The 23,108-nt window shown below is 38.0% G+C and carries 17 protein-coding genes; 8 read left to right on the top strand and 9 right to left on the bottom strand.

The window, feature by feature from the left end; all coding sequences use genetic code 11:
- Positions 1-210: 210 nt before the first annotated feature.
- Both NF867_RS10305 and NF867_RS10300 read right to left on the bottom strand, forming a co-directional pair.
- Positions 211-1,752 (bottom strand): acyl-CoA mutase large subunit family protein, encoded by a 1,542-nt coding sequence (locus NF867_RS10305; protein WP_252587769.1) that lies wholly within the window; start codon positions 1,750-1,752, stop codon positions 211-213.
- 86 nt (positions 1,753-1,838) lie between these two features.
- Positions 1,839-2,381, bottom strand: coding sequence for a DUF7935 family protein (locus NF867_RS10300; protein WP_252587767.1), 543 nt, complete (start codon positions 2,379-2,381; stop codon positions 1,839-1,841).
- 66 nt (positions 2,382-2,447) lie between these two features.
- Here NF867_RS10300 and NF867_RS10295 point away from each other — a divergent pair, with 66 nt between their 5' ends.
- The 6 genes from NF867_RS10295 (at position 2,448) to NF867_RS10270 (ending at position 9,070) form a co-directional block, all read left to right on the top strand.
- Positions 2,448-2,810: a HesB/IscA family protein gene (locus NF867_RS10295; RefSeq protein WP_252587766.1), complete on the top strand. Its 363-nt coding sequence runs from the start codon at positions 2,448-2,450 to the stop codon at positions 2,808-2,810.
- Between the two features lie 195 nt (positions 2,811-3,005).
- Entirely contained in the window at positions 3,006-4,238 is a 1,233-nt protein-coding gene (locus NF867_RS10290) for an ABC transporter permease (protein WP_252587765.1), read from the top strand.
- A gap of 102 nt (positions 4,239-4,340) precedes the next feature.
- Positions 4,341-5,756, top strand: coding sequence for a TolC family protein (locus NF867_RS10285; protein WP_252587763.1), 1,416 nt, complete (start codon positions 4,341-4,343; stop codon positions 5,754-5,756).
- On the top strand, positions 5,753-6,745 hold the full coding sequence (locus NF867_RS10280; RefSeq protein ID WP_252587762.1) for an HlyD family secretion protein: 993 nt from the start codon (positions 5,753-5,755) through the stop codon (positions 6,743-6,745). Before NF867_RS10285 ends, NF867_RS10280 begins: the two co-directional genes overlap by 4 nt.
- Positions 6,742-7,923: an ABC transporter permease gene (locus NF867_RS10275; protein WP_252587760.1), complete on the top strand. Its 1,182-nt coding sequence runs from the start codon at positions 6,742-6,744 to the stop codon at positions 7,921-7,923. Before NF867_RS10280 ends, NF867_RS10275 begins: the two co-directional genes overlap by 4 nt.
- A complete protein-coding gene (locus NF867_RS10270; protein WP_252587758.1) occupies positions 7,901-9,070 on the top strand; it encodes an ABC transporter permease in 1,170 nt (389 codons plus the stop codon). Before NF867_RS10275 ends, NF867_RS10270 begins: the two co-directional genes overlap by 23 nt.
- Before the next feature lie 42 nt (positions 9,071-9,112).
- On the opposite strand, the gene rfbB is transcribed toward NF867_RS10270, so the two are convergent.
- From rfbB to NF867_RS10255, 3 genes are read right to left on the bottom strand one after another with little or no spacing between them, the layout of a single operon-like run.
- A complete protein-coding gene (gene rfbB / locus NF867_RS10265; protein WP_252587756.1) occupies positions 9,113-10,174 on the bottom strand; it encodes a dTDP-glucose 4,6-dehydratase in 1,062 nt (353 codons plus the stop codon).
- Positions 10,175-10,203: 29 nt separating this feature from the next.
- Entirely contained in the window at positions 10,204-11,235 is a 1,032-nt protein-coding gene (gene galE / locus NF867_RS10260; RefSeq protein ID WP_252587754.1) for a UDP-glucose 4-epimerase GalE, read from the bottom strand.
- Between the two features lie 15 nt (positions 11,236-11,250).
- A complete protein-coding gene (locus NF867_RS10255; RefSeq protein WP_252587752.1) occupies positions 11,251-12,576 on the bottom strand; it encodes a UDP-glucose dehydrogenase family protein in 1,326 nt (441 codons plus the stop codon).
- Positions 12,577-12,829: 253 nt separating this feature from the next.
- Between NF867_RS10255 and NF867_RS10250 the strand changes: the two genes are divergently transcribed.
- Positions 12,830-16,858: an ATP-binding protein gene (locus tag NF867_RS10250; protein ID WP_252587750.1), complete on the top strand. Its 4,029-nt coding sequence runs from the start codon at positions 12,830-12,832 to the stop codon at positions 16,856-16,858.
- A gap of 37 nt (positions 16,859-16,895) precedes the next feature.
- Here NF867_RS10250 and hemH read toward each other — a convergent pair whose 3' ends face one another.
- From hemH to NF867_RS10230, 4 genes are all read right to left on the bottom strand, one after another.
- Positions 16,896-17,912, bottom strand: coding sequence for a ferrochelatase (hemH, locus tag NF867_RS10245; protein WP_252587749.1), 1,017 nt, complete (start codon positions 17,910-17,912; stop codon positions 16,896-16,898).
- Positions 17,913-17,975: 63 nt separating this feature from the next.
- Positions 17,976-20,351 carry a TonB-dependent receptor gene (locus NF867_RS10240; protein ID WP_252587746.1) on the bottom strand — a complete coding sequence of 792 codons (2,376 nt, stop codon included), beginning with the start codon at positions 20,349-20,351 and terminating at the stop codon, positions 17,976-17,978.
- 83 nt (positions 20,352-20,434) lie between these two features.
- On the bottom strand, positions 20,435-21,280 hold the full coding sequence (locus NF867_RS10235) for a 4-hydroxy-3-methylbut-2-enyl diphosphate reductase (protein WP_252587745.1): 846 nt from the start codon (positions 21,278-21,280) through the stop codon (positions 20,435-20,437).
- A 46-nt stretch (positions 21,281-21,326) separates the two neighbouring features.
- Positions 21,327-22,352, bottom strand: a complete 1,026-nt coding sequence (locus tag NF867_RS10230) for a glycosyltransferase family 2 protein (protein ID WP_252587744.1) — start codon at positions 22,350-22,352, stop codon at positions 21,327-21,329.
- Between the two features lie 194 nt (positions 22,353-22,546).
- Between NF867_RS10230 and NF867_RS10225 the strand changes: the two genes are divergently transcribed.
- Positions 22,547-23,053, top strand: a complete 507-nt coding sequence (locus tag NF867_RS10225; protein ID WP_252587743.1) for a DinB family protein — start codon at positions 22,547-22,549, stop codon at positions 23,051-23,053.
- The last annotated feature ends 55 nt before the right edge of the window (positions 23,054-23,108 follow it).

Genomic DNA, 23,108 nt, shown 5'->3' with positions numbered 1-23,108 from the left:
TTCGTTTTTCAAGTATAGAACAAAAAATGTGGATAAAAAAGTTTTTTTGAAAATAGCAAAAAACCGCGTTTTTGATATCAAAAACGCGGTTTTTTGCTCTCTATTAAGCAATATTCACATAAATGAATGTTGATATTTTTTATTTGTTAATTAATATTTGAAGTTAATGTAAAGTTAAATTTAATGCCCTAAAGTTAACAAAACAGTTGCTTAAAACTCTCCAAAAACGCCTCTTAGCACATCGGCTATTTCGCCTAAAGTACTGTAATTTTCAACCGATTGCAAAATAAAAGGCATCAAATTAGATCCATCTTTTGCAGCTTGTTCCAAAGCTTTTAGCGACTGCTCAACAGCTTCGTTGTTACGTTCGGCTTTTAACTGCTTAAGCTTCTCCATCTGCACCATTCTGATCGAATCATCCACTCTGAACACCTTGCCCATCGGAGGTTCTTCAACCTCAAACTTGTTAACCCCGACAATAATTCGATCTCCAGCCTCAACATCTTTTTGGTACTGGTAAGCCGAGTCGGCTATCTGCTGCTGAATATAACCTTCCTCAATAGCCGTTACAGCTCCGCCCATAGCATCAATTGCTTCCAGATATTTCCATGCAGCAGTTTCAACTTCATTAGTAAGCGTTTCAACAAAGTAGGAACCTGCTAAGGGATCCACTGTTTCAGGCACACCACTTTCAAAAGCAATCAGCTGCTGTGTTCTGAGTGCAATACGAGCCGCTTCTTCCGTAGGCAAAGACAAAGCTTCGTCAAATCCGTTGGTGTGTAAAGACTGGGTTCCTCCCACCACCGCCGCCATTGCTTGAATGGCAACACGTACAATATTGTTTTGTGGTTGCTGCGCTGTTAAGGTTGAACCTCCGGTTTGTGTGTGAAAACGCAATTGCTGTGCTCTTGGGTCTGTCGCCCCGAGATCTTTAGTAATTGCAGCCCACATACGGCGGGCAGCTCTGAACTTTGCTATTTCTTCAAAAAAGTTATTATGACAGTTAAAAAAGAAGGATAAGCGCTTAGCGAAAACATTGATATCTAATCCGGTGTCAAGCGCGGCTTTTAAATAAGCCTTCCCATTTGCCAGTGTAAAGGCAAGCTCCTGAACAGCTGTAGAGCCAGCTTCACGAATATGATATCCGGATATGGAAATGGTATTCCATTTAGGTAACTCTTTGCTACAATATTCAAAAATATCAGTAATAATGCGCATTGAGGGTTTAGGAGGATAGATATAAGTTCCCCTTGCTGCATATTCTTTTAATATATCATTTTGAATAGTACCAGATATTTGCTTTAAATCAGCGCCCTGCTTTTTTGCCAGTGCAATGTACATGGCAAGCAAAATAGAGGCGGTAGCATTAATGGTCATTGAGGTAGTTATCTTTTGCAGCTCAATACCATCGAACAGAATTTCAATATCTTTTAATGAATCAATTGCTACTCCAACCTTTCCAACTTCACCTTCTGCTAACTCATGATCCGAATCATAACCTATTTGGGTAGGTAAATCAAATGCCACTGAAAGACCCATCGTTCCATTCTGCAAAAGGTAGTGATAACGCTTATTGGATTCTTCAGCTGTCGAAAAGCCCGCATACTGCCGCATTGTCCATAATTTCCCTCTGTACATATCAGGTTGAATACCCCGAGTAAATGGAAATTCACCTGGCTTTTCAGTAACAGGTTTAGCCTCGGTGTAAAGTTCTTTGATTTCGATACCCGAAGTAGTTATAAATTTCTTCATACAAATTGATTGAATTTAAAGAGACAGCTTGAAAAATGAATAAATTTCCCCGTTAAGCTCATTTTCCAACTATGCATCCTGTTATTTTAATATAATTTACTCACATCAGCCCTTAGCAATGAGTTGGTTTGAGCATAAGGATCAACATTAGCTTGACTAACGTGTTCCAATACCGCGCGACTCAAATCAAACCCAGATGCATTAACCGGCAGAGCAGTAGCAATGGTATTGATCAATAGTATTGTTTCGTCTTTAGTTTTCTTTACTGCCTGCCAAGCAGTTTCACTCATATACACTTGTTGCGAAAGATTATGCTCAAATTCATTTCTGATCTCATTCAAACAAACGGCCTGCATATCAGCTGCAGTTAAGCCATGAGGAGATATTCTTATAAATAAACTGGCTGGTGTAATTCGTTCTACAAATAGTGTTAATCGTTCGTAAGCAGCCAATCGTAAAGGCAAGGTTTGGCTTTGTGCACTTTTACGCATTTCAAGTACATGATCGCCAATATCTTTACTCTTTTTACCGAAGTACTCTTTAATAGTAAAAATTGAAAGAATTAATAATCCCACTATTGGCACGCCAATAGATAATAGTTGGTTGGTTGTAATCTCTAGTAACATCATCTTAAAATTCGAAAAACAAAAATGACAATTACAATGTATATTTGTAGAAAAAATTAGAGTATTTATATGGAAACTACAGTTCAGTCAACTACAAATACTTTTGCACCTGTTACTTTTACTGAAGGCGCAATTAAGGAATTGAGAAAGTTAATAGAGCAAAAGGAACTTACCGATGAGTTTGGCTTGCGTGTAGGTGTTGAAGGCGGAGGTTGTGCCGGCATGAATTACGTGCTTGGCTTTGACAAGAAAAAAGAAGGTGATGAAATCTTCTTTGTTGATGGGATTCAAATCTATTTAAATAAAGCCCATAATCTTTACCTTGTGGGCATGCAGGTAGATTGGCAAGATGGTTTAAACGCCAGAGGCTTTACCTTTAACAATCCGAACGCTACCAGCACTTGCGGCTGCGGAAGTTCATTCTCGGCGTAAGATATTTTAAAAAGGAGCTCTTATCGAGCTCTTTTTTAATTTCAACCATTTCTACCCACAGTTCCCTGTCTTTTTCTGATTCTCCTGTAAAATTCTCGCGAGAAGCTTCTCCTTATCTTTTACTTGTTTATTTTCGATAGTTTAACATCAACTATATAATTCGCATTTATCATTTCTAATTTAGAAATTTACAAGATGGACCAACGCGAAAATCTGAAAGTAGGCATACAGTCAATTAAGGCTAACAAGCTTCGTACAACATTAACCGCATTAATTATTTCAATAGGCATCATGGCCCTTGTGGGTATCCTAACCGCTATTGATGGTGTAAAAAGCTTTGCCAATAATACCTTTGCCAGCATGGGCTCAAATTCGTTCACCATTCGTAACCGCGGCATGGGCATACGTATTGGTGGAGGCGGTGCTGCTCCTAAACGCTTCCCTGCTATTAAATATGAAGAAGCCCAGGAGTTCAAACAAAACTATAATCACGGTGGCTTAGTGTCGGTTTCATCGGTAAGTTCGTGGAATGCAATTATTAAATATGGAGGAAAGAAAACCAATCCTAATATTAATGTAACAGGCGGTGATGAGAATTACTTATTAACCTCTGGTTATAAACTTGGTGATGGTCGGAACTTCTCAAATGCCGAAATCCAGAACGGATGGAATGTGGTTATCATCGGTGCCGAGATTAAAAAGAACCTGTTTGAAAACGCTGATCCGATTAATAAAATCATCAGTATTGGTAATGATAAATATAAAGTAGTAGGTGTTTTAGCTGAAAAAGGGACTGCCGCAGTGGGTCCTGGAGATCGCTTTTGCCTGATACCTGTTTTACGTGCAAAAATCACCTCTGGTAGCCAGAATAAAAGCTATACCATAACAGTAAGTGTACAAACTCCGCAACAAATGGAGGCTGCTATTGGTGAATCTACAGCTAAAATGCGTAACATTCGACGGTTAAACATTGCCCAGGAAAACAATTTTGAGATCACCAAAAGTGACGCACTGGCAAACACATTCTTAGATATTGTTAGCTACCTCACCATCGCAGCAATTATCATTGGCAGTGTGACCTTGGTTGGTGCATCGGTTGGACTAATGAACATTATGTTGGTTTCAGTAACGGAGCGGACCCGTGAAATTGGCATTCGTAAATCATTAGGAGCAACACCAAAAGTAATTCGCTCTCAGTTTTTATATGAGGCCATTGTTATTTGCTTGATTGGAGGAGCCGGAGGTATTCTGCTGGGAATTCTTGCCGGAAACGGCTTATCCTTATTAATTGGTGGCGGCTTTATAATTCCATGGTTATGGATCTTTGCAGGTATTTCACTCTGTGTGGCGGTAGGCCTTATTTCGGGGATTTACCCTGCAGTTAAGGCATCCCGATTAGACCCTGTTGAAGCATTGCGCTACGAATAAGCATCGAAAGAAACTCTTGCACAAAAATTGTATCTTAATGAGAACAATTCATTAAGAATGGTCTTTCGTCGCGCTCTCCACATTTTACTTGTTTCTATCTGTATGGGCAATAGTACTATTGCCCAACAAAAGAAATTACTTCTTGATGATTACTACCTGCTTGCCCGAAAACACAACATAGTAGTAAAACAGGTTAACAAATCTATTGAGGCCAGAAAATTGAACCTGGAGGCTGAAAAACAAAGCTATTTACCGGGAATTGATCTTTTAGCCGGCTATCAATATTTATCCAAGCCACTAGAAATCAACCTTCAAACGGTTAGAGACGGAGTTGTGGAAGGTTCTTCTCAACAGAATGTAAATACAGCCAATGAAATTTACAAGGAGCTAACCGGCAACAACCTGCCACAAAGTGCTCAAGACAGAATTTACTCCACTTCCAAAACCCTTATCAATGGCATTTACCCTAATTACAATCCTCCATTAAGCCGACAAGATTACTTTACTGCCGCATTGGGTATCCGTCAGCCTATTTATTTAGGTGGAAAATTGTCGACAGCCAGAGACATTGCCCAAAACGAATATGATGCGGGAAATATTAATCTTGAAATTGCTCAGGGAGGAGTTGACTTTGCTCTTTCCGTGAATTATTTACGTATGATGTATCTTAATTCAGTTTTAAAAAAGGAAGACCGAATTATTGCTGTATTTAAGCAAAATCGCGACAGAGCGGATGAACTAGTAAAAAATGAACTTATTCCGCCGTATTTGCGCAACTGGACCAATGTAAGTTTAACCCAGGCTCAAACTAGAAAAAACAATATCAATCTTGAACGAAAAAATGTAGAACTGGAAATCAATAAACTTATTGGAGCTCCCTTAGATTCGGCTTTAAATATTCAGGATACTTTACGGTTTGTTAAGGCTGATTTGACTGATCAATCTGCTGTCAATTCGTTTTGGATGCAAAACCCCGCCTTTAAAGCCATTGAGAATAAAACCAGTTTAGCGCAGAGCACAGTAAAAGCTAGTCGTTCACTTCAGTTACCCAACATTTTTGCCATCGGCAATGTAAACCTTTACCAAAAAGACTTGCCAGTTACCACACCACCTTGGTTAATTGGCATTGAAATGCAGTGGACCTTATTTAGTGGCTTTAGAAATACCAAAAAAGTAAACGCTACCAAAAAATTGGTAGAAGAAGCCCAACTGGCAGAAGAAAATACCAAAAGCTTTCTGCAAACCCAACTCCAGGTTTCAAGAAATAAACTAGAAGCATTAACAAATGATATTTCAGCACTAGATACTGCAAGAGCACAGGCGGCAATTACTACGTCAATGGTCAGAGAGCGTTTAAACAATGATTTCGCAACAGTTAAGGATGTTAACGATGCCATTTTGATGGAAGAAGAAATTGAAAAAGCGTACTACGTCACAGTTTTGGGTTATTACCTGGCATTGGCTGATTACTTTAATTTGTTAGGAACTCCTCAACGCATAACCGCTTATATACAATGAAGAACTCGTTTATTAAAAACTATTGGTCGTTATTGGTGCCGGTAATAGTACTTATTGTTGCTTTGGTTTTCTTTTTCAGAGGAAACAAACAGAATGACGATACCGAAATAGGGATGGTTGATGCTAAATATGTAGATATAGCAGCAGAATTTCCGGGCAGACTTGATAGTTTGTTGGTTGATGAAGGAGACACAGTAAAGAAAGGGCAGCTTCTTGGCATTTTAAGAACTACTGAAATAAATGCAATCAGAGAGCAAGCCAAAGCAGGGATCGATGCAGCCAAATCGCAGTTGCAACTTTTGAAAAATGGCAATAGACCGGAGGTAATCTCATCTACTAATAAACTTTACCAAATTGCTCAAGAGCAATACAACCTGATAAAGAAAACCTATGAAAGAATGGACAATCTTTATCAGAAGGAAGTTATTTCGGGGCAGGAAAAGGATATAATCTTCTTTAAGTTACAGGCCGCAAAAAAAGAAATGGAGATTGCCAAACTCAACCTGGAGCTACTGGAGAAAGGGGCAAACCCTGAATTAATTAATACTTCAACAGCGATATTAAGACAGGCCGAGCAGGCTTATGAACTTACCAATGCACTTTCTGACAATACGCGTATTTATGCACCGGCAGATGGAATTATCGCTACCAAAGTAATAAATGAAGGAGAAATTGTATCGATTGGCTACCCGATGATGACGCTCCAAAAATTAGACAGCTACTTCATTCGATTTAATATAAGACAGAATAAAATAAACCAGCTTAAAGCAGGCGAAGCTGTGAAATTAAAAATACCGGGAAGCGATCCAGAAATAGTAAGTGGAACTGTAGGTTCCATTTCACCTACTTTAACATTTGCCAACTGGGTGCCAACCAAAGAAAGAGGACAATTTGAGCTTCGAACCTTCACAGTTGAAATTAAACTATCAAACCCTGCATCGGTTAAAGGAATTCACCCAGGAATGACTGCTTCACTCCAGCTTCCATGATAAATACTATTTGGAAAATTGTAATAAGAGAGTGGAAGCGCGTATTTAGGCTTCCAGTACATTATTGGGTATTGATATTAATGCCTCCATTGCTGTTTTGCTTTTACAGTTATATTTACATAAACCCCAAGCTCGAAAATTTACCAATTGCAGTTTGGGATGAAGATCAATCTCCGGTTTCACGAGAGCTAACATTTTTGCTCGAACAAACAGCCACCATTCATATTACCCATCAGGTCAATAGCTTACCCGAATTACAATCACTGATCAAACGTGGAGCTGTTCTGGCTGCGGTTCATTTCCCGGCTAATATGTACCATAGTCTTCAAACCCGGCATCCAGCCACTATAACCTTGTACACTAATGGTGCAGCTTTAGTACCTGCCAAATTAATCTATAAAGATGCAGCCCAAGTAATTATTATGGGAGGAGCGGGTGTCACTCTTCAAAAGTTTGTAAAATCAGGAATGAACAGCCCAAAAGCGATGGCCCTAGTGCAACCAATTAAACTAACAGCTTATACTTTGTACAATGCCGATTATAACTATCAAAATTACCTCGCTCCAGGTTTAATAACGGTAGGATTACAGATGCTCATTATTATGGTAAGTGTTTTATTGCTCAATTACGAATTGAAAACCAACACAATGGTTGAGCTTCTTGAGATTTCAAACAACAATGCTTTTGCAGTCATTATCGGAAAAACCCTTGCGCATATTGGAATAGCCTGGTTGAACTTTATTCTGATAGTGGCTGTTGTACTTCCCTTGTTTGAAATTTCAGTCCCTGGCACCACCTTAAAGTTCTTTCTTTTGTACAACCTGCTTTCGCTTGCTTGCATTGGAATAGGCATGTTAGTATCCTCTATTTTTAACGACACGATGCTAGCCACCGATATCGCCTTGTTTTATACTTCTCCTGCCTTCGTTTTCAGCGGATTTACTTTTCCACGTTGGGCAATGCCCTGGTATGATCAGTATTATTCTCAAATAATGCCTTACACCCATTTCCTTGATGGTTTTTTCAAGATATATTACATGAACCTTCCGTTACATTACGCCTTTGCCGAGATCTTCTCATTGCTTCTATTTATTGGTCTTACTTTTCCATTATCTATCATTTTCTTTCGGTTAAAAATCAAAAAGATCATTGCTAATGAAAACCAGTCAATGGCATAAATTTATTCAGCTCATATTGCGAGAAGCCTCTATGATCATAAAAGACCATAGCTTGTTGTTAACGTTGCTTGTTGCACCCATTTTGTATGCATTCTTTTATGGAAGTATTTATATTAATAAAGAAGAAGAAGAAGTTCAACTGGCTATTGTCGATATGGATCACAGTGACCTGTCCAGACAACTGTCTGACCAGGTCAATAATCTACAGATTATTGACCTGGTTTCTGCTGCAAACTTGCAAGATGCGCAGGAAATGATGTACAAAGGAAAAGTTCAGGGATTTTTGTACCTCCAAAGTGGACTTGAAAAAAAGGTTCTGAGCTTACAACCTGCCAACATTGTTTTGGCAGCAAATGCTGCTCGCTTTCTTCCTTCGAGTGACCTCCTAAGCGGAGTTACCCAAGTTGCCTTAACAGTAGGAGGTGGTGTTCGCTTAAAATATTATGAAATGCAGGGACTAAACGAAGCAAGCGCAATGAAAGAAGTAATGCCGCTAAATTTTGATTACCGACCTTTATTTAATGAGCGGGTAAGTTATGGAGCCTTTTTATTGCCTGGAATTCTGGCCCTCATCCTACAACAAACATTACTTTTGGGCTTAACTGGAAGTATTGCAGCAGAAAGAGATAAGAGCAGCGTTAAAACCTGGGTGGAAACCGCAGGCAGAAATCCTTCTGTCGCTTTGTATGGAAAAGGAGCATTTTATTGGATACTATTTTTTTGCTATGCTCTTTTCTTTTTAACCGTGAACTTTAATGCACTAAAACTCCCCATTCGTGGTTCATTCTTCGAAATCTTATTAGTTACAGCATTGTTTCTGTTAACATTAATTCCAATGGGAATTTTGATCGGATCATGGTTTAAGAATCAACTGTTGTGCGTACAGATAATGGCTTTCAGTACATACCCAATTTTCTTAATCACCGGTTACTCATGGCCCTATGAATCTCTGCCTTTACCTTTACAGTGGTTATCAGCGCTGCTACCCACAACCCCTTTCTTATCAATTTATACAGCCTTAGTGCAGGAAGGAGGAACAATTTATCAGCGATTTGGAGATGTTGTTCACTTGATGATTCTTTGGTTGTTTTACACAGGTTTAAGTTTATGGCGAATAAGAGAATTAAGTAAACAGACTTTAATCTGAAATAAAAAAACCACAGAATGTTACTCTGTGGTTTTTTATATTTTAATGAGCGTACTGCTTATTGTAGTAATCCTGATAAGCGCCTGAAGTTACCCGTTCCAGCCATTCTTCATTAGTCAAATACCAATCAACTGTCTTCTCAAGGCCTTCCTCAAATTGCAGTGAAGGTTTCCAGCCTAATTCATTCTGAAGTTTTGTCGAATCGATAGCGTAACGTAAATCATGGCCGGCACGATCTTTAACAAAAGTGATCAACTGTTCAGAAGTCCCATCGGCACGACCCAACTTTTTATCCATGATTTTGCAAAGCAAACGAATTACATCAATGTTCTTCCATTCGTTGTGGCCACCAATGTTATAGGTACTATTATTTGCAGCCGAATGGAAAACAACATCAATTGCACGCGCATGATCTTCAACAAATAACCAATCGCGAACATTTTCACCTTTACCATAAATTGGCAAAGGTTTATTATTCTTGATGTTATTGATACAAAGCGGAATTAACTTTTCCGGGAAATGATAAGGTCCATAATTGTTGGAGCAATTTGAGATAACAACCGGAAGTCCATATGTATCGCCATACGCACGAACAAAATGATCTGAACTGGCTTTTGAGGCTGAATAAGGACTATGCGGGTCATATGCTGTAGTCTCTGTAAACATTCCGGTTTCACCTAACGAACCGTAAACCTCATCAGTTGAAACGTGATAAAAGCGTTTATCAGTCATCGATTTCCCTAATGAAGGCCCCCATATTTTTTTTGCGGCATTTAACAGGTTTACCGTTCCAATAATGTTGGTCATCACAAAATCCAAAGGACTTTCTATAGAACGATCAACATGTGACTCGGCCGCTAAATGAATTACTGCATCAAACTGTTCAGTTTCGAATAATTCATTAATAAATGATGCGTCAATTATATCACCTTTTACAAAATGATAGTTTTCTTTTTGTTCAATATCCGCCAAATTCAATAAGTTACCAGCATAGGTAAGTTTATCCAAGTTATAAATATTGATATCAGGATATTTATTTACAAACAGACGGACAACATGCGAGCCTATAAACCCAGCTCCACCTGTTATTAAAATCTTCTTCATGGTTTTTATTATGTCTATAATAAACTTACTTAAGCGTTTACAATTCCTTCGTGTAACTTAACTTCCCAGGCCCAAGCGGAACTAAGCATTTCATCAAGGCCTAACTCTGCTTTCCATCCCAATTTATTATTGGCCAACTTAGTTTCAGCGTAAAGAGATTCAACATCCCCTACTCTACGCTCACCAATTTTATACTTCAACGTTTGTCCTGTAACCTTTTCAAAAGCATTTACAATTTCCAATACAGTTGTTCCTTTGCCGGTACCCAAATTAAACACTTCATAACTCTCTTCTGCCTTACCTTGTAATAAACGCTCACAGGCTTTCACATGAGCCTTTGCAAGATCTACCACATGAATATAATCGCGTATACAAGTGCCGTCAGGAGTTGAATAATCAGCTCCGAAAATGGTTAATTGTTCACGCTTACCAATTCCGGTTTGTGTTACAAATGGCATTAAATTATTCGGAATACCTACTGGTAACTCCCCAATCAAAGCACTTTTATGCGCCCCTACAGGATTGAAATAACGCAAGGCAATAGATTTAATGGCTGTTGCTGCTGATACTTTTTCAAGCATCTCTTCTCCCATCTGCTTGGTACTTCCATAAGCCGATAATGCCTTTTGGAAAGGAGTAGATTCGGTGGCCGGCAAAACATCAGGCTGCCCGTAAACAGTTGCTGAAGAAGAAAAAACGACGTTATTTACGTTCACTTCACTCATAACCTCAAGCAAATTAATCAGTGATAGATTGTTATTTCTGAAATATTTTAATGGTTCTTTAACCGACTCACCAACTGCCTTAAATGCAGCAAAGTGAATCACTGCATCAATATTACCTTCAGCCTTAAACAACTCTACTACTTTTTCCCGTTCACAAAGATCTATTTGATAAAATTTTGGCTTTACTCCAGTAATTTGTTCAATTCGATCGAGAATGAACAATTCCGAATTGCTCAAATTATCAACAATTACAGTTTCATAACCTGCATTGATTAACTCAACTACAGTATGTGATCCAATATATCCGGTACCACCGGTAACAAGTACTTTGTTCATAGAAATTTACTTTGATTAATTAGAAGTTTTAGGTTGAACAAGCTGTCGGCCAATACTGTTATAATAAAAGCCTAATTCTTGCATACGCTCTAAGTTATATAGATTTCGTCCGTCAAATATTACTTTATCATTAAGCTTTTCTGCAATCTGATCGAAATCAGGGTTACGGAAGTTTTTCCATTCAGTAACAATCACCAATGCATCGGCTTTCTCTAAGCACTCATATTGATTTTTAGCGTACCCAATCTTATCCCCTAATTGTTTTTTAGTATTTTCCATGGCAACCGGATCATACGTTACTATTTCAACACCTTCCTTCAGTAACTCTTCAATAAGGTATAAAGCTGGGGCTTCACGCAAATCATCTGTTTCGGGTTTAAAGGCAAGTCCCCAAAAGGCTAATTTCTTACCTTTTAGATTGGCTCCAAAATAATTAATGATTTTATCCAGAAACTTTTCACGTTGTGCATAGTTAGTTTTCATTACTGCATCAACAATGCGAAAATCACCCCCAATTTCAATTGCAGTTTTGGCCAAGGCCTGAACATCTTTCGGAAAACAGCTTCCTCCATAACCAACACCTGCGTATAAAAACTGCTTACCTATGCGATCGTCCATTCCTATTCCTCTACGAATCTCCTCAACATTTGCGCCCAATATCTCACATAAGCCTGCCATCTCATTCATGAATGAAATTTTAGTTGCCAGAAACGCATTAGCAGCATATTTGGTCAACTCGGCACTACGTTCGTCCATAAAAATCAAACGTTCGCCCTGACGCATATATGGAGCATACAATTCAGAGAATATTTTTTTCACTTTTTCAGAACGGGTTCCAACAATTACCCGGCTTGGTTTCATAAAGTCGTTTACAGCAACGCCTTCGCGTAAAAACTCAGGGTTTGAAACCACATCAAAGTTATGCTTGGTATAATTAGCAACCGTTTCACGAACCTTATCAGCTGTACCAACCGGAACTGTGCTTTTATTAACTATAATCTTATAGCTGGTCATTAACTTCCCGATTGCTTCTGCGGTATTCAATACGTATGAAAGATCAGCAGATCCGTCTTCACTTGGAGGAGTGGGCAGTGCCAGAATAATAATCAATGATTCATTAACCGCCTCCTCAAGATTGGTAGTAAACGATAAAGTGCCATTATGTATATTTCGCTTAAATAAGCTTTCCAGATCAGGCTCATAAAATGGAACAATGCTTTCCTGCATTTTGCCAACCTTATTTGCGTCAATATCAACACAAATTACATTGTTGCCAGTTTCAGCTAAACATGTTCCTGTTACTAAACCTACGTAGCCTGTTCCTATTACTGCTATCTTCATCTAAATTAGGTTTTTGCTTTGCTTTAAATCGGCTGCGAATATACTTAAATATCTTTGCAAGCCCTGTCTACATAACTGTTAAGCTATTTTTTGTTGCTATTTTATTAATCCTGGTTTATAGTTAAGGTCCCAAAACTAAACCAATTGTAACTGGCATTATTTTCAACACCTTATGGCTTTGAATACTTTTATTTTTATATATCTTAGCCATCTTACTATACTTTCTGCTAATTAATTATTGTAAGTGCTGCGGATGGAATCAAACTCAACCAACTCAAAAATACAGTTTATTAACTTTGCACGGTTTGCTGCTATAACTTCAATTATTGTCTCGACATTGGCGATTATAGGCTGGTATGCAAAAATTACAATTCTAAGTTCTGTAATTGCTGATTATGCTCCAATGAAGCCTACAACGGCAATCTCTTTAGCCACATTAGGTGTTATTTTACTCATATTGGCAACAGAACAACCTTATTCCATTTCAAAGAAAACCGTTGTAAGCGGTGGTCTGTTGGTGATCGCCTCTATTGTAATTTACAACGTAATACAATATTATAAGAGCACGCTTTATATCGAAGATTACTTACTTAGCAGTGCCACTCTACAAGGTTCGGAGGTAATACTAATATCACCTGCAGGCTTGACCTGTTTAATGTTATTCGTATGTGCAGTTCCAATGATGCTGGCTCGCAAGTTTACAGGAGCGGTACAAACATTACTTTCAATGGTAATTATTATTGGAAGCACTCGGTTGCTTGGATTTGTGTTCCAATTTAACAGCTTTTTAAAACTCCTTTATTTCGCGCCAATGGCGTTAAACACCTCCATAATGTATACATTTTTAGGCTTTGGTTTTTTATTCGTTCATCCCAATCATGGATTTGTAAGAATATTATCATCCGAGCTTCAGGGAGGCAAAATAGCACGCAGACTCGTTCCTAATGCAGTACTTATTCCAATTTTCTTATTACTACTACGCTTTGCAAGTAACTTTTACAACTTTTTACCCTATGGCATCAGCATCATTATCATCACCATTTCGGTAATCATTTTATCAGTAGCTGCCATTATTATGGCCGCCAACCGGCTAAACCAAATCGACCTGATTAGAAATCAGCAAGAAGCTGGCATGAAAAAAAGCGAAGATTTTTTGCGCATCTCGCAAAGCATTGCTCATTTAGGAAGCTGGGAATATGATCTTGAGCAAAACAAAATTCTTTGGTCAGAAGAAACTTATAAAATATTTGAACTTTCTCCTGACGCCAACATCGACAGCTATTTTCCAATCAAAAGAAATACCGGTAATAGTAATGAACAATTGATCAATGCCTCTATAGAGTCGATAAACACTGGCTTACCCTTTGACATTGAGCTTGAATATTTAACCGCTAAAAACCATAAGATCATCATAAGAATTTCAGGGCAGCCAGAATATAAGAAGGGTAAAGTTTATAAGCTCTCTGGAATTATTCAGGATATAACCGAAAAGAAACGCTTAGAATCAAAACTAAAGCAAAAAGAGGCCGATTTAACTACTTTGCTTGAAAATACTGATGCATTAGTTTGGTCTGTGGACCGTGACTACCGCTTTATCACCTCCAATCACAAATACCTGAAGCATTTTGAAAAAACCCATCAATTTACTCCTTTAAAAGGCTACAATCTTTTAACTCACTTGTCAAACAGCATTTACTATCACAAATGGAAAGACCTTTATGACAAGGCGCTAAACGGAGTATATTTTTCGGAAGAGTTAGCCATGGAATTCAATGGCCAAAAGCAATTCTTTCAATATGCATTTACCCCAATCATTTCTAACAATGAGGTGGAAGGGGTGACAATTTACGGCATTGAAACCACTCAACAAAAAATAAACGAACAGCGAATTGATGAGATGGCTCAACTTCAAAAGGCCATTCTTGACAATACAGGTTATGCTGTAATAGTTACAGACGAGCATCACAATACTAAAATTTTCAATAAATCTGCTGAACGAATTTTAGGCTATCGCGCGGAAGAAATGCTCGACGACCAAACCTGCAACCGGATAACATTACCGCTGGAGCGCATTGAACTTGCGGAGCGTTTTTCAAGAGAACTGGGAATTGAGGTTCCATTATCTGAAGCCTTCACAATAAAGGCCAAACTCAATATGCCTTGTGAGTTTGAATGTCATTTTATTCACAAAAACGGCCATCAATTACCTGTTACACTCAATATCAGTGCTATTCACGATAATTTCGGCGAATTAATTGGCTACATATGCTTTGCTAATGATATAACCGAGCAACGGAAAATAGCGCAAACCATCAAACAAAACGAATCGAATTTGATGGCCTTGATTGAAAATATTGATGAGCCTATCTGGTCGATTAACACAACTCATAAACTGATAACAGCCAATAACGCATTCAGGAAACGATTGAAAGAGATTTATGGCGTTGACATGAATCAGGAAAAAGCATATCGATCCGACTTTAGTGTACAGGATTATGAACTTTGGGGCACTTTGTATCAGCGAGCCTTTACTGGAGAACGATTCACTCAACAGAACGAATTTAATGTTGAAGGGAAGAAAGTGTATTACGAAACTTCTTTCAACCCCATTTACAGTGAAAACCATGAAGTAATTGGTGCTGCAATGTTCGGAAAGAATATTACACACATCAAAAAGTTTGAACAGGAACTTATTGAAGCTAAAGTAAAAGCTGAGAATGCCGCCGCTATAAAGTCCCAGTTTCTTTCAACTATGAGCCACGAAATAAGGACACCTTTAAATGCCGTAATCGGAATGACTCATTTGCTATTGGACGAGAACACTCAGGATGCTCAACTTGAAAAACTCGAAACCCTTCGATTCTCCTCTGAAAACCTTTTGACCTTAATTAACGATATACTCGATTACAACAAAATAGAATCGACCGTTATTGACTTTGAAAACATTCCATATAACCTTGAGGACCTTTTAGACCACATTTACAACTCGTTCTTATACCAATCGGATTTAAAAGGTATCAGACTTGAAATGGAAATTGTTGATGCTTTCCACAAGTTAGTAATTGGCGACCCAGCACGTTTATCACAAATTTTAAGCAATCTTATTGGCAATGCCATTAAGTTTACAGAAAGTGGTGCTGTAACAATTAAAGTAAAACAGTTGCAATGTGATGGAGATTTCGCCGACCTTTATTTCGAAATTTCGGACACAGGCATAGGCATTCCTCCTGATAAGCTCGATATTATTTTTGAGCACTTTACTCAAGCCAGCTCCGAAACTACCCGGAAATTTGGAGGTACCGGTTTAGGCCTTGCAATTACCAAACGCTTATTGGAGTTGATGAACAGTTCCATTCAGGTAAAAAGCGAAAAAGATAAGGGTTCGACATTCAACTTTACCCTACGCCAAAAGAAATACAAGGGAAAATCGATTTCAACTATTGGCAACTCTGATTCGGTGGGAAAGCCTTCATTGCAAGACGTTAAAATTCTGGTAGTAGAGGACAACTCCACTAATAGGATAGTGATCGAGAAGTTTTTATTAAAATGGAATGCAGAAGTTTACTTTGCCAACAACGGACGACAGGCAATAGAAATGGTACAATTGCATGATTTTGACATTGTGCTAATGGATTTGCTAATGCCAGAAATGGATGGATATCAGGCTACTCAAAACATACGCTCATTTGAAGGTGAGAAATATAGCACACTGCCAATAATTGCGCTTTCAGCCGCAGCTCTTGTTGAAGTGCGCGACAGAGTTTACAATGTTGGTATGAATGCTTATCTTACCAAACCATTTGACCCGCATGATTTATATTTAACAATTGTAAAATGTTTAAATAAAAATCAGACGTTTTCAGACATTCAAATTCAGCAAGAAACAATGAATAAAGAGGTGGTTGATTTTTCAAAGATCTTAGAAATAACAGAAGACAATCCTGATTTTCTACGCGAGTTTCTTGAAATTGCAATTGATTCGGTAAATGAGCTTACCGGTAATTACGAGACCTTTTTACGTAGAAATGATTTGAATGGCATTCGGGAAACGAATCACAAGCATACCCCGCTGATGGAAATGATGAATATGGGGCCATTTAAAAAGGGATTTGAAGATGCCAAAACGATGCTGATTAGCGAAATACGTGATTCACAGCAAATGGAATCATTCATCAAAAAAATGAAAGAATACGGTGTATTGGTGATAAATGAAATGAAAAAGCGCTTGGTTGAGCTAAACAAACAAATAAACGCCAATACCGAAGATACAGCAGATGTGTAAGCTCAATAATTGGGCTTACACCTTATTCCTCTCAGATTTAGTTTCGGGCGATATCTTCCAAGGCATCTATCCATCGATGATGGTCATTCAGTCCTTCTACCAGCTGAACTTTCTCACCTCCTAAATGCTTAAATTCTTCATCATATTCCACTCCTATTTCATAAGTAGTTTCTAAACAATCGGCAACAAATGCCGGGCAAAACACCAATAACCGTTTTTTCCCTTCCCTAGCTAAATGAGCTATCACATCGCTGGTATAGGGCTCTACCCAAGGATCTTTCCCAAGTCGGGATTGAAAACAGATAGAATATTTATCTTGAGGAATGTTTAATTTTTGTGCAATTGAGCGAGCTGTTAAATGCGATTGCGCACTATAACAATATTGATTGTTTACGTTTATTTTGGCGCAACAGTTTTCGACCTGCTGACAGTGACAAGCGCTTGGATCTGCTTTTACCAATTGACGTTTCGGCAATCCATGAAAACTGAATAGCACATGATCATAAGCTGAGATATCGTATTTACTGCCTAATTGGGCAAACGCATCGATCATTACCGGATGATCAGGAAAACTGTTTACAAATTCAATTTGAGGTATTATTTGCCAGTTTTTAACCAAGGCCATTACCATATCATGTACCGATCCTGTGGTAGCTGAGGCATATTGCGGAAACAGGGGAATAACTTTAATATCAAAAATTTTAGCTTTTCGAAAACGCTCTAATACTTTCTCAATGCCAGGACTTTGATAACGCATGGCGTATTCAACCATATAATCATCACCCAACCGTTCGGCTAAAAGCTCTTTCTGCCTAATAGTATAATGCATTAATGGAGAACCATTCTCTGTCCAGATTTTCTGATAAGTAGCTGCCGATTTAGGAGATCGCATTGGTAAGATAATACCTTTCACTAAAAAGAATCTTCCAATTGGATTCAGATCAATTACCCTTGGATCCGATAAAAACTCATCCAAATATTTACGCACATCAGCCGTAGAAGGGCTATCAGGAGTTCCCAAATTTATCAGCAGTATTCCTTTTTTACTTTTCATCAACTATTCAAAAAAAAATGGCCCTTGAAATTACGGGGCCAAAAGTACTTAATATTTCAGGTTCTAGAGTTCTAAAATAACACCTAATGTAGGAACAATGTTTCCGGATTCATTATTCACCGATTTCATTTGCCACCTGGTTGGGTCAGTAGGATCAGTAACCGGTGCCCCATTAACATCTTTAACAACATCTAGATATGGCACACCATTATAAACATTATTGGTAATATTCTGAATATCAACATAGAAGTTTAGGTTCCATTTTTTAAACGGATACTTCTTGTCCAATCTTAGATCAAACTGGTAGAAATTACCTAGACGAAGCGTGTTTAATTGATCGTAGTCAAATGTTCCCTGAGGGTAAATCAACCAATTTGTTTTCTCAGCCGAAAAGGGAACATCATACGGAGTATAAGGGGCTCCTCCTGAAAACCTGAGTTTTGCTCCTAGTTCCCAATTACGCTTAAAGACTTTTCCTGCTGTAAGAGATAATATATATCGGCTATCCCATGCTGAAGGAACATAATTATCATGTTTATCTTTAAATTCACTTCGTACAAGGGTTATCGCTACAATTCCATAAAAACCTTTATTTAAACGTTGCTGGGCTAAAAATTCCAAACCATATGAGCGTCCACCCTTCAGTCCAATTACTTGCTCATTACCCACCACACCAAAATCACCTCCCAAATTAGCCAGATTTACTGTATCACCCTGAAACGCTATAACAGGATAGTTGTAATACTGCTTATAAAACCCTTCTATGGTAAACCTGAGGTTGGCATTTGTATTATACTCAAGACCTAAAACTGTGTGATAGCTAGAAATGTATTTTACACTCTTGTTAGACAAATTTCCATCTGGATTTCGATATCCCAATACCGTATAGGCTGGTAATTGATAATATAAACCGGTATTAAAATTAATGCTTAAGGATGATGTCAGGTTATAAGCAGCCGAAAAACGTGGGGAAAGTTGCTTAAATGGATTGCTTGTTAATGCTGAAAAGTCGCTTCCATCGCCCCTCACGCCGACTGAAAGAGTCAGATTCTCATTAAAAAAGCCCCTACTAACTTGCCCATAGAAACCATATTTTAAAATATTAAGCTTAGATGTGTAATTAACGGTTTCACTATATGGAGTGAGATTGTAAGTATCAGTGGTGTAACGGGCTGTTTCAAAATTAGCTCCATAAGAAATTTTCCACTCTTCATACTTGTCCGCGTTCTCTACCCTCAGCTTATTTTCAGCTTCTGTTGAGCCATAATCAATCTTTTTAGGCAGGTCTTCATTATTATCAAAATACTTAACGGTCGTATTATTCAAATAATTTCGGCTTAAGGCAACTGTGGTAAATCCTTTCGCTCTGAAATGTTTATAAGCTACTCCTAAAGTATAATTATCCTGCTTGTTAGTCGCAAGATTAGCCAATATGTACTGTTTGGCTTCAGTATCATTTGCCTGCGTATTTAGTTTAAAACGATCAATAGCTCCTAAGCCCAAAAACGAGATTTCATTTTTGGAATCGATCTTTGTTTTAATTTTAAACTGAAGATCATTATAGGTTGGCAAAAATGGCAGATCGAGAGCTTTGAACAGAAATTGCAAATACGAGCGACGAATGGAAGCGAAATAAGTTGTTTTCTTTGAAATTGGGCCTTCTGCTGAAACAGCAAGGTCGGTGGCACCAATTGTAAATGATGCGGCTTGCCTGTCAGAACGCCCATCTTTTTGTTTAAACTGGAATACTGAGCTTAAGGCATTGCCCCTGTTAGCAGGAAAAGCCCCAGAGTAAAAATCAACCTGATTAATAAAATCAACATTAATCATTCCTACTGGCCCACCTGATGAGCCTTGAGTAGTAAAATGATTGAGATTTGGAATTTCAATATCATCAAGGTAAAATCGATTTTCATTTGGCGCTCCTCCTCTGATAATAATATCGTTTCTAAAGCTCACCGGTTGACCCACACCAGGCAAAGATTGCACAACTTTAGAAATATCGCGGTTACCACCAGGATTTCTTTTAATCTCAGCAACACCAATAGTTCGTAATGAAAGTGGTGTTTCATCCGGTTTGTATGAGCTGGCTCTGACTTCTACTTCTCCCAAGCTTTTAGCATCAGCTTCCAATACGATGTTTACTAAAGCCGCGCGAGAGTTTGTCACTTGCACTTCCGATACGGATTTAGGTTTATATCCTAAGAAATAAACAGAAAGATTATATAACCCTGGAGGAAGGTTTGAAATTGAATAATGTCCAGCACTATCCGTAACCGCTGTTTGATTTATTCGTTGAATAGTAATGGTTACCCCTGCTAAAGGCTCGTTAGTGTATACATCATTAACAATACCTTTAATAGTCCCATTTTGAGCAAAGGCTTTAATTGAAAATACAAGAAATAATAAAAAGATAAAATAGTGTTTAAGTTGAATCATAAGTGCTGCAAAACTTCAAACAACAAAACACATTACAAAATAATTTGTTTGAAGTTTTGAAAAAAACAATCGACTAAATATAACTAAAGCGCTTCGAGTGCCCTCTTAACATCTTCCATTAGCCACATTGGGGTAGAAGTGGCCCCAGCTATACCAATCGAATCACCCGATTGAAATAAAGCAGTATCAATTTCATTAACAGAGGAAATAAAAAAGGTATTAGGATTAGTTTTGCGACAAACCTCAAACAAGACTTTACCGTTTGAAGATTTTTTACCAGAAACGAATATTATCTTGTCATACTTTGAAGCAAAAGCAGGCAAATCCTTATCGCGGTTAGAAACCTGACGGCAAATTGTATCATTCGCTTTTACATCATAGCCTCTTGCAAGCAATTCATTTTTAATTTTATAAAAATTCTCGGTACTCTTTGTGGTTTGGCTATATAATGAGAATTTCTTTGGGAGTTCAACATTGTCTAATTCAGATATATCCTGGAACACCAATGCTTTCCCATCTGTTTGCCCATGTAAACCAATTACCTCCGCATGGCCGTGCTTACCATAAATCAAAATCGATTCATCGGCATCGTGGGTGTTTTTAATACGGTTTTGAAGTTTCAATACTACCGGGCAAGAAGCGTCAATCAGCTGTATATTATTTTCAACGGCCAGTCGATATGTTTCGGGAGCTTCGCCATGAGCCCGGATCAGCACTTTTTCGTTATAAAGATCTTTCATATCATCATGATTAATGATACGTAGTCCCTTATTTTTTAAACGAGTAACCTCCTCATCATTATGCACAATGTCACCCAGGCAATACAAATACCCTTGGTCATCAAGTATTTCTTCGGCCATATCAATGGCATAAACAACTCCAAAGCAAAAACCCGATTCTCTATCTATATCAACCTTTAAATTGAGCATATTTAATATTCTGTTGCTGCAAAGTTAAAAACTATTCACAATTCCATTAACGTAAAATATTCCGCCCTTTCCATATCAAGGTTTTAGTTAGATATTTATGGATAGATAAAATGCTTATAATAACCAAAGTGATAATTTGAAGCGGATGCAGAATAAAATTAAGCAGCACATTTTGGTTACTAAGCAATGAAACCATGTAACGCATGCCAACTATCAAAAAAATAACAACGCCCAACAGCTCATACTTAGGAATCAGCAGTAAAATGCTATATCCAAAGAACACCAGGAACAAAAAGATAAGCAGGCTTATCACGCTATAATTAAATCCGGCCAACAACTTATTACTCAAGCCCGAAATACCTTGAGGATACGATGTATAAGCGCGGGCATCCGCAAAACCATTCGCCAATAAAGCCTCTCCTCTATAACCCGACTGCTTAAGAAGTTTCATGATCTCAACCTCGCTTACCGGAACACGCCTAACCTGTTCATGCCATAAACTCTTTCGGTAATTTTTTGCATCGAAAAACATAAACTGCCCACTTGCAGCAGAAAAAACCGCCCATTTGCTTAACGATATCAGTCGTAGAGGCAAAAGGGTTAGTAAAACATAATTCATGAGCGGAACCACTAGTCGCTCGCCCAGTGTATGCATTTTTTGATTGACAAAAAGAGAAATAAGGGATAGTTTAAACACCTTGATGCGATGCAGCGCATTATCGATTAAACGATCGTGCAAAATAACGTCGGCATCGATAAACAGCAAAAACTCACCTTTTGCTTCGAGCCCCAAACGGTGGCAAGCATAGTTTTTTCCTAACCATCCCTTAGGCGGCTCTTCACCTTTAAACACTTTAAATCGGCTGTCGTTTTTTGCAAAGGTTTCGGCTAAGGCAGCTGTATTATCGGTTGAGTTATCATCATAAATTAGCACCTCATAGTTTTTATAATCCTGATTCTTTATAGATGAAAGTACATTCAGGATATTATCGCCTTCATTACGAGCTGGAATTAGGATGGAAACAAATTCATTGTAATTACGTGCGTACTTAGACAAAACAGGCTTCGACATAAAGTTAAAAAGCGTAACACAAAACCTTAGCACCAAAAAAACTGTAACCGCTGTAATGATAGAGATCATTGCTTTAGAACCTTTTTAATCCAATTATCTGCAAAATAGATAATAATATTGATTGAAATCTTATCAAAATCTATTCTTCTTTAGGGGCTCAAATTCTATCTTTGAGCAAAGAACGATAAACCATTATGAGACCGGCAGCAGGAACATACCCGCAGTATTTCGACCATTACATTTCTTTGGTTGAAGAGAATGAAGTAAAATTAGCATTGCAAAAAAGCACAGAAGAGTTTTTAAACTTTATTGATACCCTACCAGATGAAAAGGCTGAATTTGCTTATGCAAAAGATAAATGGACATTGAAAGAGTTACTTCAACACTTGTCTGATGCGGAACGTATTTTCTCGTACAGAGCTTTACGATTTTCCAGAAATGATACTACTCCTTTGCCAAGCTTTGACGAGAACGAATTTGTGGAATTTGGCAATGCAAACCAACGTAGTTTGCATAGTATTGTTGATGAATTTAAAACGGTAAGAAACGCCACCCTAAGCTTATTTAATTCGCTTAGTAATGATGAATTAAACCGTAAAGGAATTGGCAGTAGTCAAACTTGTACGGCATTAGCTATGGGATTCATTATTGCGGGTCATACTAAGCATCACGAAAATATTATTAAAGAAAGGTATTTATAGTTTAGGTCAGCAATTGGCTTTTAGGCAGAAGAATAGTACCTAAAAGCTAATTGCT

Origin of the sequence: Solitalea agri (genome assembly GCF_023914155.1) — a bacterium.
GTDB classification, from domain to species: Bacteria; Bacteroidota; Bacteroidia; order Sphingobacteriales; family Sphingobacteriaceae; genus Solitalea; species Solitalea agri.
Note: the sequence above shows the minus strand (reverse complement) of the source record. Positions and strands in the feature narration are given on the sequence as shown.

Coding starts and splice junctions, on each gene's coding strand:
- NF867_RS10305 (WP_252587769.1), bottom strand. CDS start 1,752: ATGAAGAAATTTATAACTACTTCGGGTATCGAAATCAAAGAACTTTAC.
- NF867_RS10300 (WP_252587767.1), bottom strand. CDS start 2,381: ATGATGTTACTAGAGATTACAACCAACCAACTATTATCTATTGGCGTG.
- NF867_RS10295 (WP_252587766.1), top strand. CDS start 2,448: ATGGAAACTACAGTTCAGTCAACTACAAATACTTTTGCACCTGTTACT.
- NF867_RS10290 (WP_252587765.1), top strand. CDS start 3,006: ATGGACCAACGCGAAAATCTGAAAGTAGGCATACAGTCAATTAAGGCT.
- NF867_RS10285 (WP_252587763.1), top strand. CDS start 4,341: ATGGGCAATAGTACTATTGCCCAACAAAAGAAATTACTTCTTGATGAT.
- NF867_RS10280 (WP_252587762.1), top strand. CDS start 5,753: ATGAAGAACTCGTTTATTAAAAACTATTGGTCGTTATTGGTGCCGGTA.
- NF867_RS10275 (WP_252587760.1), top strand. CDS start 6,742: ATGATAAATACTATTTGGAAAATTGTAATAAGAGAGTGGAAGCGCGTA.
- NF867_RS10270 (WP_252587758.1), top strand. CDS start 7,901: ATGAAAACCAGTCAATGGCATAAATTTATTCAGCTCATATTGCGAGAA.
- rfbB (WP_252587756.1), bottom strand. CDS start 10,174: ATGAAGAAGATTTTAATAACAGGTGGAGCTGGGTTTATAGGCTCGCAT.
- galE (WP_252587754.1), bottom strand. CDS start 11,235: ATGAACAAAGTACTTGTTACCGGTGGTACCGGATATATTGGATCACAT.
- NF867_RS10255 (WP_252587752.1), bottom strand. CDS start 12,576: ATGAAGATAGCAGTAATAGGAACAGGCTACGTAGGTTTAGTAACAGGA.
- NF867_RS10250 (WP_252587750.1), top strand. CDS start 12,830: ATGGAATCAAACTCAACCAACTCAAAAATACAGTTTATTAACTTTGCA.
- hemH (WP_252587749.1), bottom strand. CDS start 17,912: ATGAAAAGTAAAAAAGGAATACTGCTGATAAATTTGGGAACTCCTGAT.
- NF867_RS10240 (WP_252587746.1), bottom strand. CDS start 20,351: ATGATTCAACTTAAACACTATTTTATCTTTTTATTATTTCTTGTATTT.
- NF867_RS10235 (WP_252587745.1), bottom strand. CDS start 21,280: ATGCTCAATTTAAAGGTTGATATAGATAGAGAATCGGGTTTTTGCTTT.
- NF867_RS10230 (WP_252587744.1), bottom strand. CDS start 22,352: ATGTCGAAGCCTGTTTTGTCTAAGTACGCACGTAATTACAATGAATTT.
- NF867_RS10225 (WP_252587743.1), top strand. CDS start 22,547: ATGAGACCGGCAGCAGGAACATACCCGCAGTATTTCGACCATTACATT.